Origin of the sequence: Chryseobacterium paludis, assembly GCF_025403485.1 — a bacterium.
Taxonomy (GTDB): domain Bacteria; phylum Bacteroidota; class Bacteroidia; order Flavobacteriales; family Weeksellaceae; genus Chryseobacterium; species Chryseobacterium paludis.
Genome location: NZ_CP099966.1, coordinates 4,798,344 through 4,811,911 on the forward strand (window position 1 = coordinate 4,798,344; position 13,568 = coordinate 4,811,911).

Below are 13,568 nucleotides of genomic sequence, written 5' to 3' on the forward strand. Positions count from 1 at the left end.
TAATTTAAACTTTAGAAAAATTTAAAATAATACCAATAGAAATATGGACATTAAAAAAGAATTCAGAGATTTCTCTGTAAAGCATTTAGGAAACAGCGGTTTGGTTACCGATCAGTATATGGGAATGTATGGTCCAACAAATCTTACACCTTATATTATGGAAGAGAGAAGATTAAACGTTGCTCAGATGGACGTTTTCTCTCGTTTGATGATGGACAGAATTATTTTCCTGGGAACTGGAATTGATGATCAGGTGGCTAACATCGTAACAGCACAGCTTTTATTCTTAGAAAGTGCTGATCCTTCAAAAGACATTCAGATCTACATCAACTCTCCTGGTGGTAGTGTATATGCCGGTTTAGGTATTTATGATACCATGCAGATCATTAAACCTGATGTAGCAACGATCTGTACGGGTATTGCTGCTTCAATGGGAGCTGTATTATTGGTTGCAGGAGAAAAAGGAAAGCGTTCTGCTCTTAAACACTCAAGAGTAATGATCCACCAGCCTTCAGGTGGCGCACAAGGTGTTGCTTCTGATATGGAGATCAACTTAAGAGAAATGTTGAAATTAAAGCAAGAGCTTTATGACATCATTGCCGAACATTCAGGACAAACGTATGAGTGGGTTGAAAAATCTTCTGACAGAGATTACTGGATGACTTCTGAAGAAGCTAAAAACTTCGGAATGGTAGATGAGGTTTTACAAAGATCTAAAGAGAAGAAATAATTTTCTTTAAAATACTAATGAAAGCGTGCCAATAGGTGCGCTTTTCTTTTTTAGGGTTTCAATTTACTGAGAGATATTCGATTTACCGTCAGTTCGAGTGTTTTTCTCAATACAGGATGTAATCCTGCGAACGTAGTTCAGGAGAAAAATATATCGAGAACATTATTCTACTCAAACCACCAAAGCCACAAAAGTTTTTAGAATCTTCTATTTTCACTGCAGAATACTGTATAAGAAGTATATACATAAGTTTCTAAAAAATCTTTGATTTCTTCGTCGAATCTCCGATTTCAAGACAAAGGAAATTAAGCAATATTTAAAATACAATTATCATTCAATTCAAGATAAGTTCACACTTGCTGTTTACATTCGCAACCATAAAAAGTAAACATGAAAAAACTTCTTCTTTCATCTCTTATCCTTGGTGCTTTATGGTCTTGCAATGATAGTGACGATATGGTAAGCAATCAGGATATCAATTATTCTAAACTACCTCAGGAATTTCCTTTTACCACAGTAGCTACGGTAAATGGAGTAGCGGTTATTAACGGCGGTTTTGGTTCTGGTGCCACAGCCCACCCAACCAGAAAAGGAGAATTTTATGTGATTACGGATCGTGGTCCCAATACAGCCTATTTGGATGGGATAAAATTTCTGATTCCCAACTTTACACCAACAATAATGCATTTTAAGATCAATGCTGAAGGAAATATTGAGGTTATTAAATACATCAAACTTAAGAATCCTTCCGGGCAGCCTATCACCGGGCTTCCAAATCCTCAGGGAATGGGAAGTACAGGTGAAATTGCTTATGGTGTTAATGGTAATGTTTTAGGGACGGATAATTATGGATTAGACAGTGAAAGTATTGTGGCTGCGCCTGATGGTACATTCTGGGTTTCTGATGAATATGGTCCTCACATTGTGCATTACAATGCAGATGGTGTTGAAATGGAGCGAATCAGCCCGATCGGAGTGAATACAGGAAACAGAAAACTGCCTGCCGTATTTGCAAAAAGAAGACCCAACAGAGGGATGGAAGGCATGTGTATGACACCAGACGGAAAAATGTTGGTGGGCACTATGCAGTCAACGATGTATGTTCCTACAAAAGTTTTAGCGACCAATACTACTTTAACGAGAATCGTAACGTTTGATCTTGCAACGGGACAGACAAAACAATACTTATACAAACAGGATGGCGGAGCTTCTGATTCTGTATGCGACATTACAGCAATTAGCAATACTGAGTTTCTAGTCATCGAAAGAGATGGAAAATTTGGATCACAGGGCGGGTTGAAAAAAGTATACAAGATTAATCTGACAGGTGCATCAGATGTTAATGGACCTGATCTTGCAGCTGTTGATGGATTGAAAATTAATGGAAAAGCTCTAGAACAGTCAACGTGGGCTGAGATTGCATCTGCTGGATTGCAGCCTGTTTCTAAAGCACTGGCGGTAGACCTGGTTACAAAAATAGGTTATGAACATGATAAATTTGAGGGAATAGTTTATTTGGGAGGAAACAAGCTTGCTGTTTTCAATGATGATGATTTCGGTGTTACCGATGATGGAAACGGAAATCCAAAAGCTAAGATTCTACCAAAAACAGGAAAAGTAGATAAAGGAACGATGTATGTTGTCGATATTCAATAATTAGATTTTTTAAAAAAGAAAAGCGGCGGAATGAAATTCCGCCGCTTTTTATTTCCGTGATATTTTTCAATAGGAGTGGGCTTTAGCCCTTTTTTTAATTATATATTCCAATGGCTTTAGCCAGGACATATAATCTTACCTAATATCTATACTAGTTAAAAGCCTCAATAATTTTAGAGAAATCTTCTAGCTTTAAAGCGGCTCCACCAATTAATCCACCATCAATATCCGGTTGAGAGAAGATCTCTTTTGCATTATCAGGTTTTACAGAACCTCCGTAAAGGATAGAAACTTCATCAGCTACTTCCTGTCCATATTTTGCTGCAATAATACTTCTGATATGAGCGTGGATCTCCTGAGCCTGTTCAGGGCTTGCTGTTTCTCCTGTTCCAATTGCCCAAACAGGTTCGTAAGCGATGACTACTTTTTTGATTTCTTCAGCAGAAAGTGTAAACAAAGCAACTTCAGTCTGGTTTTTAACCACTTCAAAATGTTGTCCTGCTTTTCTTTGCTCAAGAGTTTCTCCGTTGCAGTATACAGGGATTAAACCTTTATCTAGTGCTAATTTTACTTTTCTGTTACAGTGTGAATCAGTTTCCCCATGGTATTGTCTTCTTTCAGAATGTCCGATCAAAGAACCGGTTACATCAATAGATTCCAACATATCCGCAGAGAGTTCTCCCGTGTAAGCGCCACTTTCATATTCACTCATATCCTGGGAGAAAACACCTATTTCATCCTTTTCATAGATGTCCTTTGCCATCATAAGATACAAAGATGGTGGTGCAATCCAAATCTCACAATTGGTCGTACTAGTGTTTTTATAGCTTAGTAATTGGATCATTAATTGCTGAGCATCAATTACATTTTTGTTCATTTTCCAGTTTCCTGCAACTATTTTTCTTCTCATAATTATTCTTATTTTAATCTTCTTCTATTTTAGTATCAGTGAATGTATAAGTAGTATCTTTTTTACCCATTAATTCGATTGATTGAAAGTTGACGTCACCATTATCCAGTACCTTATAATTATATACATCAGTGACATTGTCATATTTATGAAGCTCATAATATTTACCATCTTTAGTCCACCAGCTACCATTTTCGGTCTCCTGAGTTACATTGCCATCTTTGTCAATGGCAACAAACATAAGTATACTTTTTCCTTTTTCAAGTCTGCATGAAACCCAATATTTTGAAAAACCTTCTACTTGTTGATTGCTCTCAGAACCTTTATAGCATCCTATCATGTTAGGATCAAAATCCTTTTGTTGGGCTGTTATCCCTATTCCCACTAAAAGTAGAGATAAGGTAATTAATTCTTTCATAAATTATTTGTTAATTCCTTCTAGTTTAAACATAAAAGCATAGACCAGAGCAGTATCCTTCAGGTAATCAAACCTTCCTGATGCACCACCATGACCATAAGCCATATCTGTTTTTAAGAACAGTATATTTTTATCGGTTTTCATATCCCTTAATTTAGCTACCCATTTTGCAGGCTCAAAATATTGTACCTGAGAATCATGCAAACCGGTTGTTACCAAAAGATTAGGGTAATTTTTCTTTTCTACATTTTCATATGGAGAATAAGATTTCATGTAGAAATAGGCTTCCTTATTGTTAGGATTTCCCCATTCATCATATTCATTGGTTGTCAATGGTATGCTTTCGTCAAGCATTGTGTTCACTACATCTACAAACGGAACATGAGCAATGACGCCATTCCATAAATTCGGACTCATATTAGCGATAGCTCCCATTAGCAAACCTCCTGCACTTCCTCCTTGAGCATACATATGTTTTGGAGAAGTGTATTTTTCTTTAACTAAATATTCTCCGGCATCAATGAAATCAGTAAAAGTATTTTTCTTTTTCATCATTTTACCGTCTTCATACCATTGTCTGCCCATTTCCTGACCTCCACGGATGTGTGCCATCACATAAACGAAACCTCTGTCTAAAAGACTTAGTCTGGGGCTGCTGAATGATGCATTCGAAGAGTTTCCATAAGAGCCATAAGCATAAAGCAATAAAGGACTGTTTCCGTCTTTCTTAAATCCTTTTTTGTAAACAATGGAAAGAGGGATCTTAGTGCCGTCTTTTGCTGTAGCGAAAAGTCTTTCAGTTACATAATTTTCTTTATTATAACCTCCCAGAACTTCCTGTTGTTTCAGTAATGTTCTTTTTCCGGTTTTAAGATCCTGCTCAAATTGAGAATTGGGTGTGATCATAGAGGTATATCCGAAACGGAAATTGTCTGTATTATATTCTGGATTTCCTGAAGGAGATACTGTATAAGTAGGCTCATCAAATTTCACAAACTCCTTTTTACCGGTTTTTCGGTCATAGATCACCAGTTGGGAAAGTCCATTCTGTCTTTCGCTGAAAACCAGATAGTTTTTGAATTCACTGATTCCCTGCATCAGTACATCTTTTCTGTGTGGGATGAAATCTTTCCAGTTTTCAACACCTGTTTTGTCTAAAGGTGTTTCTACGACTTTAAAGTTTAAAGCATCTTTATTCGTTGTGATCAGGAATTTATCTTCTAGAGGAGTTACATCATACAATACATCCTTTATTCTTGGCTGAAAAACTTTAAATGTTCCATTAGGATCATCAGCGTTCAGGTATCTTGTCTCAGATGAAGTGGTTGCTGCAGAGTAGATCATAATGAATTTTTCATTCTTTGATTTTCCTACTCCGATATAATTGGATTTGTCTTTTTCTTCATAAACCACGACGTCCTTGCCTGGATCCGTCCCCAATGTATGTCTTTTGATCTTTTCAGATAATAAGGTTACCGGATTGTTTTCAGTATAGTAAATGGTCTTATTGTCATTAGCCCATACGGCATCACCTTCGGTATTTTTAATGCCAAGATCTACAGTTTTTCCTGTTGAAAGGTCCTTTAAAAACAATTTATACTGTCTTCTTGAAACATCATCTACACCGTAAACTAATTTAGTGTTGTCCGGGCTTATACTAAATCCTGAAGCAGAATAATAAGGATGACCTTCTGCTAGCTGATCTACATCCAGTAGAACTTCCTCAGAGGCTTTTAGATTTCCTTTCTTTCGGCAATATTTGAAATACTGTTTTCCTTCTTCAGTACGGGTATAGTAATAATATCCGTTTTTGAAAGAGGGAACAGACTCATCTTTTTCTTTGATCCTAGATTTCATTTCCTGAAAAAGCTTATCCCTGAAAGGTTCTGTATCTTTCATCATCCCCTCCCAATAGGAATTTTCTGCCTTTAAATAATCAACAACTTTCGTTGAATCTTTTCCTTTCTTGAAATAGTCGATCATCCAGTAATACGGATCATTTACTTTATCACCATGTATAGTCCTAATATGTTCCTTTTTTTCGGCAATAGGAGCTTTAAGGTCAGGAAATTTTTGAGATTGAATTGTGGAAGCACTCATGATTAATAATCCTAGATAAAATTTTTTCATGTTAATATTTTGTTTTTTTGTGTGTCTTGGTGCTTAGCTTAAATGCCACATATTCTTTAAAAGCTTATAGAAAGTATGCTCTTCGTCGGTTACTTTGTTGTCAGCTTTTATAAGTGTTTTGGCAAATTTCGCAAATTTTACGCGCTCCTCTTCCGTAGAATCATCATGAAAACAACGTGCGTGGAATTCGAAATGATCTTTCCATTCTTCAGGTTGAAGTAGAGCAATCGTTTCCAATTCATTGTCTAAATTCATTTTAAATGGAAATTCATCAGCTAAATATTGTTGAACAAGCATTCCTTCTTCAGGAGCAAATTCTCCGTCTACAGAAGATAGAATCATTAACAGGTGGTATCCGGCGATTGATTTATTTGATTTTTGCATTTGTTGAGTTAAAGTTTAGTGTTTAAAGTTGAATGTTGGTGATGAACACTTCATGTATTTCATTATTCATCATATTATTTATTTAATATAATCTTTTGCAGGCTGTTTGTCTACAATTTTTCCGTTTTCTAATATCAATACGAATGGATTACTTCTGGCAATCGTTTTGATGGCTGTTCCATCCATCATTACATTCTTAATTGTTTTGAATGTACTGGGCTCTGTTGAAACACCATAAATTAATGCGCCTTTTTGAGCGTTCACTTTGGCTTCAATTTTTTGAAGTAATTCCGAAGAAACTTCTTTTGGATGATAAGAGAATACTAAAATTGCTTTAGGAGCTTTAATAATTTCATCCGTAACCTCAAGTCCTGTCGGGTCTTCAATTTTAAATTTAACAATTTCAGATTTATAACCTTCTTTTACAAGAATAGATTCGTTCTTTCCTTCCTCAATTTTCCACGGCGAACCTTCAGCCCAATATTTTGTTTCTTTAATGTAATCATCCTGATTTACCTTTAAAACTTCTCCCGTCTTTTGGTTTTTAAGAGAGTAGAACGTTTTGTATTCAGAAGGGTTTTTATTGATTTTTTCTTTTTCACTCTTGAGATCTGTATCTATTTTATAATCCCGGAAATCGATCGTAGGCTCATGCATAAGTCCTTGTGCCATAATATAGATCATAACAAGAGCGAAAGCGCCTAAAATATAGTATTTATATTTTGCAGGAGATTTTTTTACAGTATTGCTATATTCATCTTTTTTAACGAACTCTTTTCTGTATAAAACAAACAGAATAATAAGTCCTACCAGAAGTACAACGTCCTTAACAAAGCTCTGCCAAGGAGTAAATTTTATAGCATCCCCAAAACATCCGCAATCTGTTACTACATTAAAGTAGGCTGAATAGAATGTAAGGAACCCAAAGAATATACAAAGTACAATTAATGCTGATAAAGTGAACTTGAGTTTTAATTTTATTAAAAGCATAAATCCAAGGAAAAGCTCCAGGACGACCACAATGATAGAAAAGAGTAAAGCAAACTTTTCCAGAAAAGGCATATTGAAAACAGAGGGTGAAAAGTATTCTTCCATTTTAAAGGAAAAACCTACCAGATCCACTGCTTTTACAAAACCTGAAAGGATGAAAATAACAGCAATAATAAAACGAAGTACACCTTTGATCATTTTAAATAGTTTTAGGTTCGAAATTGTTTTCTTTTTCAGAGAATTTTATAAGGCAGAAAACAGCATAATTCAACATGTCAAAATAGTTCGCATCCAAGCCTTCAGAAACAATCGTTTTTCCTTGATTGTCTTCAATCTGTTTAGTTCTTAAAACCTTTTGATAAATCAGATCCGTAATTGAAGAAATTCTCATATCTCTCCATGCTTCACCATAGTCATGGTTTTTTCTTTCCATTAATGCCTGAGCCTCAGATGAATATTTATCATAAAGACTTAGAATTTCTTCATTGTTTTCGTTGAAATCATTAGAAAGACCTTTTTCAAGCTGAATAAGTCCGATAATGGAGTAGTTCACGATCGCGATAAATTCATCTTCTTCACTTTCCTCTATCATTTTTTTATCAGTCATCTGCAGGGTACGGACCCTATTGACTTTAATATAAATCTGATCCGTAATTGAACTTGGTCTTAAGACCCTCCATGCTGCACCGTAATCCTGTAGTTTTTTACTGAAAAGATCGCGACACTGACTGATAATTTTCCCGAACTGTACTGAAGTTTTTAACATAAATTCTCTTAATAGCCCAAATATACAAAATTAGGTATTAGGTTGCAGGAATTAGGTTTTAGTTTTTACTTTTGTACAACATAAAATAGTGTGTGATTATTAATGTTTAAAATATGAAATTTTAACAAAATACAACTGATAATCAGACATCATATCAACTATAACGTATCAATTATCATTTATGAACAATCACTCCATCAACTGTAACGGTAAACTTATAGATTTAACGAGCCCTAAGATTATGGGGATTTTAAATCTTACTCCAGATTCTTTTTCTGATGGCGGGAAATTTAATAATGAAAAATCGGCTTTAGAACATGCTGAGAAATTGCTAAAAGATGGTGCAGAATTAATTGATATAGGTCCTCAGTCGACTCGTCCAAATGCAGAGTTTCTTAGTAGTGATGAGGAGATTAAAAGATTAGGAAACCTGATTTCTAGGATCAAAAAAGAATTTCAGGAAGCATTGATCTCACTGGACACATTTTATTCTGAAACCGTAAAATTTGGCTTTAATGAAGGAATTGATTTGATCAACGATATTTCAGGAGGTCAGTTTGATGGGAGGATGTTCGACACCGTAGCAGAAACTCAACTTCCTTATCTATTAATGCACGTAAATCCTTCTTATGAAACAATGCATGACAAAAAGAAATTTGAGGATATTACATTGGAAGTAAATAGATATTTTAGTGAAAAGACAAATGAACTTCTACAAAAAGGGGTAAAAGATATTCTATTGGATCCAGGTTTTGGTTTTGGGAAAACGGTAGCAGATCAAATGAAAATGCTTGATGAAGTAGAATTTCTTGGATTTGGAAAATTCCCTCTATTAATTGGTATTTCAAGAAAGTCTTTTATTTATAAACCACTTGGAAAATCTCCTTTGGATATCAATGAAGAAACGCAAAAACTACATTTAAAAGTTTTAAAACAGGGAGCTAAAATCCTCAGGGTACATGATGTTGCGGAAGCAAAGAAAACACTGGAGGTGTTCTTGCATGGAAATTACTGATAAAAGATTTGGTTAATCGCAAAGGTGCAAAAGTTTTTTTAAAGGCGCCAGAATTTTAGTGTCGTCATTGCGAGGAGTGAAGCGACGAAGCAATCTCTCACAAATTGAAGCCGTTATTGTAAGGGATTGCTTCGCCTTTAGCTCGCAATGACGAAATCTGAATGATCTATAGTTAAAAATAAAACCACAAAAGTCACAAAAGTTTTTAAACACTTGAGTTATTTTAAGTACCAGAATGCTGCATAAGAAGTATACCTAATTTTTTTTAAAATCTTTGATTTTTATGATTGCTTGAATTTTAAAAGGTGTTATAAAAAAAACTTTGCGTTGAAAAAAATCCAGCGCAAAGTTTTCAAGCTCTATTTTCAAGCCAGTATTTTATCTTTCCAGTATAAAATTCGGGATAAGCTTAGGGCGTTCAGTTTCATTGGCAACTTTCCAAGAAGTTCTGTACATCCATTCCGTCATTTTATATAGTTTTTTGTAATTAATATTTTCCGATTCATCCTGTGGTGTGTGATACTGATCATGTAAAACACTCGTAAAGAATATAGCCGGAATTCCAACTTTAGCATACGGAAGATGATCACTCCTAAAATAGAAATATTCCGCATGGCTGGGAGAGTCCCAGTCTTTAAGATATCTGAATTTTGTGCTTTCATTATTGGCATCTTCAGCCATTTTTACCAATTCTTCAGAGTTTTTGTGTGGAGCATTTCCGCCTAATAAAGCAGCTTCTTCAAGGCTGTTTCTTCCGATCATATCACCATTTAATACAGCAACAATCTGCTCTTTTGGAACAACAGGATGCGATGCATGCCATCTCGATCCCAGCAAACCTCTTTCTTCGGCACCATGGAAAACAAAAAGAATACTTCTCTTACCAGGTTGTTTTTTATAAGCCCTTGCCATAGCTAATATAGCGACACACGTGCTGGCATTATCATCGGCGCCATTGTAAATGGTGTCGTTTTTTACAGGATGCCTGATTCCATCATGATCCTGATGTCCACTCATTAAAACATATTCATTTTTCAATTTAGGATCTGTTCCTTCAATTTTCCCGATTACATTAACGGAAGGGTATTTATAAGTTTCAGTGATCAGGTTTATGGAGATCTTAGGGTTGTTTTTCACCCAGTTTGCATTTTCTCTTTTGATCCATAGAACAGGAATATTATTAGTGATGGTTTCTCTCAACCCCTCAACTCCGTAGGAACCTCTCGTCATTTGAGGAAGAATTTCTACCCAACTTTTTTCCGAAGTATCATCAGTGATGAAGATAATGGCTTTAGCACCAAGGCTCAGTGCTGTGTTATAATATTTTGTTCTTACAAATCCGGGATACCTTCTTACAAAAAGGGTCATTTCCTTTTCAATATTTTTATCAGATGCATTTACAGCAAGAACTTTACCCTTAAGATCGAGTTTTGATAAATCTTCAGGTTCTGTATTTCCGGCATATACAATATCAGTATCCAAATTAGCATTTACGGGCTCAGCAACGAGGAAATCTTTCCATAATTTTAAAGTCGTGTTACCTATTTTTACAGTACTTTGAGGAATGACCTGATGTCTGTACATATCAAAATACTGGAAAAAAGTTCCATTGTCACCCGCAGGAGCCATTCCTGCCTCTTTAGCTTTGTCAGCAAGCCACATCGAAACTTTAAGCTCATTTAAAGTTCCTGCCTCACGTCCCCAAAATTGGTCAGCAGCCATTTCGTACATATCTTTTTTAATATCCGACTCTTTAATAGCTGATACCAAAGGTTTTTTGTAATTCTGGCCGTTTGTGAAACTGATGATAAATAAACCCAACAGTGAAAGAAGATAGTTCTTATTCATAACTTTTAATGTTAATTCAGATTGGATAATTTCTCAGAAAACTGCTTCGAAAATTCTTTTCTGTCCTCTTCCAGTTTCTCTTTTTCTGCAGGTAGAATATAGTTAAATAAGACCTTTTCTTCACGGTCGATAAAAATGATTTCTTTTTCTTCTCCATCGATCATTTGTAAGAATATCTCCCACATAGAAACGTCTTTTAATCGTAATAACTCAAAAAAATCGTCTGCTTTTATTTCTATTTTTTTCATGTCTTAATTATTAAAATTCCAATAGCTTTAATTTAAACTGTACCGCAAAATTTTGCTTAAAATTGGAAGTTGTATAATATCCAACTCTATAAAATACTCCTAAATTAAAATAACTCGAAAGGAAGTTATTCCATTCCAAACCTACTTCCTGATACAAATGGTCCAGCTTTTTGAATCTGAAATCATGATATTCAGGATGTTTCATATCTCCGATAGTTCCTCTTAATACAAAGTCGAAACTGGAAACATTTTGTCCGATACTTTTTAAATAAAACGGAAGTTTATGGGTAAAGTAATAGGCAATAAATTTATCGTTGTAATATTTTCCACCTTCCAATGTGGCAAAGCCCAGATATGAAGTAAGGTTAAAATTGATATCTCTGCTCGGAGAGGCAAGACCATTCATGGTGAAATTTTTCCAGATCGGAGCTTCTCCCAAAACCAATCCACCATATAACCTTACGCCAGTTGTTCCTAAAACAGTTTTAAAGTTGTGAACAAAAAGCGCATCAAAACGGGTGTAATTGAAGTCACCACCTAAAACTTTATAACTCTGTTCATAATTAAAATAAAGTTCAGGATATTTCTGATCGATAATAGATTTGCCTTGAGGCGTCATAATATTCGTGGAATTCGGAGAAAACTTTAAGGTAAATAAAGTATTGAAATTTTCAAACGAGGAACCGCTATTTCTGAATTGATAATCGAACATGGCCTGCTCAAAATTTCTTCTCGCGGCAAAAACCAGGGTAAGACCATTGGTGACGTCATTTAAGTAAGATAGGGAAGCTCCTCTAAAATGATAATACCTGTCATTATTAAGGTTGTTCCCGTAGTTCATCATTCTCATTTTGAAATTCCAGAGCCTTCTGTAGAATTCGCCTGAAGCTGTTACATCATTGTAGTATTCAATTCTGAAAAAAGAGTTTTTTTCCAATGTGGTCTTCATATCAAGACCAATTCCGTATTTCCATTTATCATCCTTGAATCCATAGGCAAAATAATAATCCGGAGAAAAATAAGGATTAAAAGTTTCGTTCAATTTAGCTTTTAATCCCAGTCTGAAACCTTCATACAAGTTATAATTTACAATTTCGTCCACCGCAAAATCAACAATACCAACTCTGATTTGCCCATTGATAAGTCCTGTTAGTATTTTCGCTTTGTTATCGATATTATAAATTTTCCCCAGGCTGTCTATCGTCGTATAAGTATTCCTTTCCCGTTCTGTTAAAGGATCTGTCCTGTATTGATCCAATGATGTTCCGTCAGAATTTTTTACAGAGAAAGTATAACCTTTAAAATCTTTGGAATTTTCCTCAATAGGAGAGTTGAAGTCAAAATATTTTGAAGTCAGAAAAGCATACGTTCCAAAACTATTTTTAGATTTTTTGAGGGAATCATTATCATCATTTTCTTTACCTTCATCTTTCATCGCCATTTTACTCATTCGAAGTTTTACCTTTTCATGAGCTAAAAACCACTTGTTATTATAGAAGACCCATGTACTCGTAATAATCCCATCGTTTTTATTTTTACTGATATTTTCAATTTTCTTAATACCATATGTTTCGGTATCTACATAAATTGCTCCGTTATACTTTCGCTTTTTATCCGATTTCTTATAATTCACTTCACGAAAACGGATCACAAAATTCTTTCTGCCATCCAATTCGATCGTATCAGTAAGAAAATACCTGTATAAACCTCTGTTTTCCTGTTTGATCTGATTCGGAATACGGTCCCTGTTACTTTGTTGTAGGGCGATCATTTCATAAATAGGTTGCTTAAGGCCCGAGATCCTGTTATCCAGAATATTGATCTTCTCCCCATATTTTTTTGAATACATAAATTCCTGAGCCCTTTCCCAAAGGAACAGTTTGCTTTTTGAGAATATCTTTCTTGCAGAAATGTTGTTTAATGAATCTTTCTCCCTTTTCTTTTTGAAAAAATTGGTGTCATTAAAAAATTCATTAAACTGAGAAATGCTGTCTTCATCAATATCCAAAGAGACCTTCTCATAGGATTTGTAAGCATAGGAACTTAGACTTTTCGGAGAATTGTCTTTGAAATATTTATTGACCTTATTAAGGATTTCCAATGCCCTCGGATCACTCTTGTCTTGTAGAATAACGGTTTCAATAGCCGTAGTTTTTGAAGAAGTTTTAAGAAGTGAAACCTGCATACGATCTTCTACCAAAGCAATCTCATTCTGGTAGTGATTTGCCTGAATTTCGACACTCTTGCATTTAGTTTTAAATTCAAAGGTACCCTTTGAGTCTGTTTCTCCCAGAAGCTTATTGTCACAAAATACTTTTGCATTGGAAATAGGGAGTTTGTCTACTTCGTCTATGACCTGGATTTTTGATTGTGAGTAACCAAAAATAAACGTCCAGAAAAATATAATAAATAGAACCCTTTTCATGAAATAAATGTAATCCAAAATTAATGATATTTCTTGTTCCGAAAAAGT

The 13,568-nt window shown here is 34.9% G+C and carries 12 protein-coding genes; 3 read left to right on the forward strand and 9 right to left on the reverse strand.

The genetic code is table 11. The features are described 5' to 3' along the window. The first annotated feature begins 43 nt into the window (after positions 1–43). Together clpP and NG806_RS21845 are read left to right on the forward strand one after the other, a co-directional pair. Positions 44–730 carry an ATP-dependent Clp endopeptidase proteolytic subunit ClpP gene (gene clpP / locus NG806_RS21840; RefSeq protein ID WP_214826448.1) on the forward strand — a complete coding sequence of 229 codons (687 nt, stop codon included), beginning with the start codon at positions 44–46 and terminating at the stop codon, positions 728–730. A 390-nt stretch (positions 731–1,120) separates the two neighbouring features. After that, positions 1,121–2,386 (forward strand): esterase-like activity of phytase family protein, encoded by a 1,266-nt coding sequence (locus tag NG806_RS21845; protein WP_261511333.1) that lies wholly within the window; start codon positions 1,121–1,123, stop codon positions 2,384–2,386. A 151-nt stretch (positions 2,387–2,537) separates the two neighbouring features. On the opposite strand, the gene tpiA is transcribed toward NG806_RS21845, so the two are convergent. From tpiA to NG806_RS21875, 6 genes are all read right to left on the reverse strand, one after another. Then, a complete protein-coding gene (gene tpiA, locus NG806_RS21850; RefSeq protein WP_261511334.1) occupies positions 2,538–3,296 on the reverse strand; it encodes a triose-phosphate isomerase in 759 nt (252 codons plus the stop codon). A 13-nt stretch (positions 3,297–3,309) separates the two neighbouring features. Beyond that, on the reverse strand, positions 3,310–3,714 hold the full coding sequence (locus NG806_RS21855) for a hypothetical protein (RefSeq protein WP_261511335.1): 405 nt from the start codon (positions 3,712–3,714) through the stop codon (positions 3,310–3,312). A 3-nt stretch (positions 3,715–3,717) separates the two neighbouring features. Further along, on the reverse strand, positions 3,718–5,844 hold the full coding sequence (locus NG806_RS21860; RefSeq protein ID WP_261511336.1) for a S9 family peptidase: 2,127 nt from the start codon (positions 5,842–5,844) through the stop codon (positions 3,718–3,720). A 33-nt stretch (positions 5,845–5,877) separates the two neighbouring features. After that, positions 5,878–6,228: a TerB family tellurite resistance protein gene (locus NG806_RS21865; protein WP_214826438.1), complete on the reverse strand. Its 351-nt coding sequence runs from the start codon at positions 6,226–6,228 to the stop codon at positions 5,878–5,880. Positions 6,229–6,306: 78 nt separating this feature from the next. Next, positions 6,307–7,416: a BT_3928 family protein gene (locus NG806_RS21870; protein WP_261511337.1), complete on the reverse strand. Its 1,110-nt coding sequence runs from the start codon at positions 7,414–7,416 to the stop codon at positions 6,307–6,309. Position 7,417: 1 nt separating this feature from the next. Next, positions 7,418–7,984, reverse strand: a complete 567-nt coding sequence (locus tag NG806_RS21875) for a DUF1599 domain-containing protein (protein WP_261511338.1) — start codon at positions 7,982–7,984, stop codon at positions 7,418–7,420. 181 nt (positions 7,985–8,165) lie between these two features. On the opposite strand from NG806_RS21875, the gene folP reads away from it, so the two are divergent. Beyond that, positions 8,166–8,999, forward strand: coding sequence for a dihydropteroate synthase (folP, locus tag NG806_RS21880; RefSeq protein WP_261511339.1), 834 nt, complete (start codon positions 8,166–8,168; stop codon positions 8,997–8,999). Positions 9,000–9,377: 378 nt separating this feature from the next. Here the strand turns inward: folP and NG806_RS21885 are convergent, their stop codons facing one another. From NG806_RS21885 to NG806_RS21895, 3 genes are read right to left on the reverse strand one after another with little or no spacing between them, the layout of a single operon-like run. Then, positions 9,378–10,847, reverse strand: a complete 1,470-nt coding sequence (locus NG806_RS21885; RefSeq protein ID WP_261511340.1) for a M28 family peptidase — start codon at positions 10,845–10,847, stop codon at positions 9,378–9,380. 11 nt (positions 10,848–10,858) lie between these two features. Beyond that, positions 10,859–11,095, reverse strand: coding sequence for a hypothetical protein (locus NG806_RS21890; protein WP_214826429.1), 237 nt, complete (start codon positions 11,093–11,095; stop codon positions 10,859–10,861). Positions 11,096–11,105: 10 nt separating this feature from the next. Then, positions 11,106–13,520 (reverse strand): hypothetical protein, encoded by a 2,415-nt coding sequence (locus NG806_RS21895; protein ID WP_261511341.1) that lies wholly within the window; start codon positions 13,518–13,520, stop codon positions 11,106–11,108. Positions 13,521–13,568 lie beyond the last annotated feature (48 nt).

What these genes read in the sequence shown, in the direction of transcription:
- NG806_RS21865 (WP_214826438.1), bottom strand. Translation starts at nt 6,228, where the DNA reads ATGCAAAAATCAAATAAATCAATCGCCGGATACCACCTGTTAATGATT.
- NG806_RS21845 (WP_261511333.1), top strand. Translation starts at nt 1,121, where the DNA reads ATGAAAAAACTTCTTCTTTCATCTCTTATCCTTGGTGCTTTATGGTCT.
- NG806_RS21875 (WP_261511338.1), bottom strand. Translation starts at nt 7,984, where the DNA reads ATGTTAAAAACTTCAGTACAGTTCGGGAAAATTATCAGTCAGTGTCGC.
- folP (WP_261511339.1), top strand. Translation starts at nt 8,166, where the DNA reads ATGAACAATCACTCCATCAACTGTAACGGTAAACTTATAGATTTAACG.
- NG806_RS21870 (WP_261511337.1), bottom strand. Translation starts at nt 7,416, where the DNA reads ATGATCAAAGGTGTACTTCGTTTTATTATTGCTGTTATTTTCATCCTT.
- NG806_RS21895 (WP_261511341.1), bottom strand. Translation starts at nt 13,520, where the DNA reads ATGAAAAGGGTTCTATTTATTATATTTTTCTGGACGTTTATTTTTGGT.
- NG806_RS21890 (WP_214826429.1), bottom strand. Translation starts at nt 11,095, where the DNA reads ATGAAAAAAATAGAAATAAAAGCAGACGATTTTTTTGAGTTATTACGA.
- NG806_RS21855 (WP_261511335.1), bottom strand. Translation starts at nt 3,714, where the DNA reads ATGAAAGAATTAATTACCTTATCTCTACTTTTAGTGGGAATAGGGATA.
- NG806_RS21885 (WP_261511340.1), bottom strand. Translation starts at nt 10,847, where the DNA reads ATGAATAAGAACTATCTTCTTTCACTGTTGGGTTTATTTATCATCAGT.
- tpiA (WP_261511334.1), bottom strand. Translation starts at nt 3,296, where the DNA reads ATGAGAAGAAAAATAGTTGCAGGAAACTGGAAAATGAACAAAAATGTA.
- NG806_RS21860 (WP_261511336.1), bottom strand. Translation starts at nt 5,844, where the DNA reads ATGAAAAAATTTTATCTAGGATTATTAATCATGAGTGCTTCCACAATT.
- clpP (WP_214826448.1), top strand. Translation starts at nt 44, where the DNA reads ATGGACATTAAAAAAGAATTCAGAGATTTCTCTGTAAAGCATTTAGGA.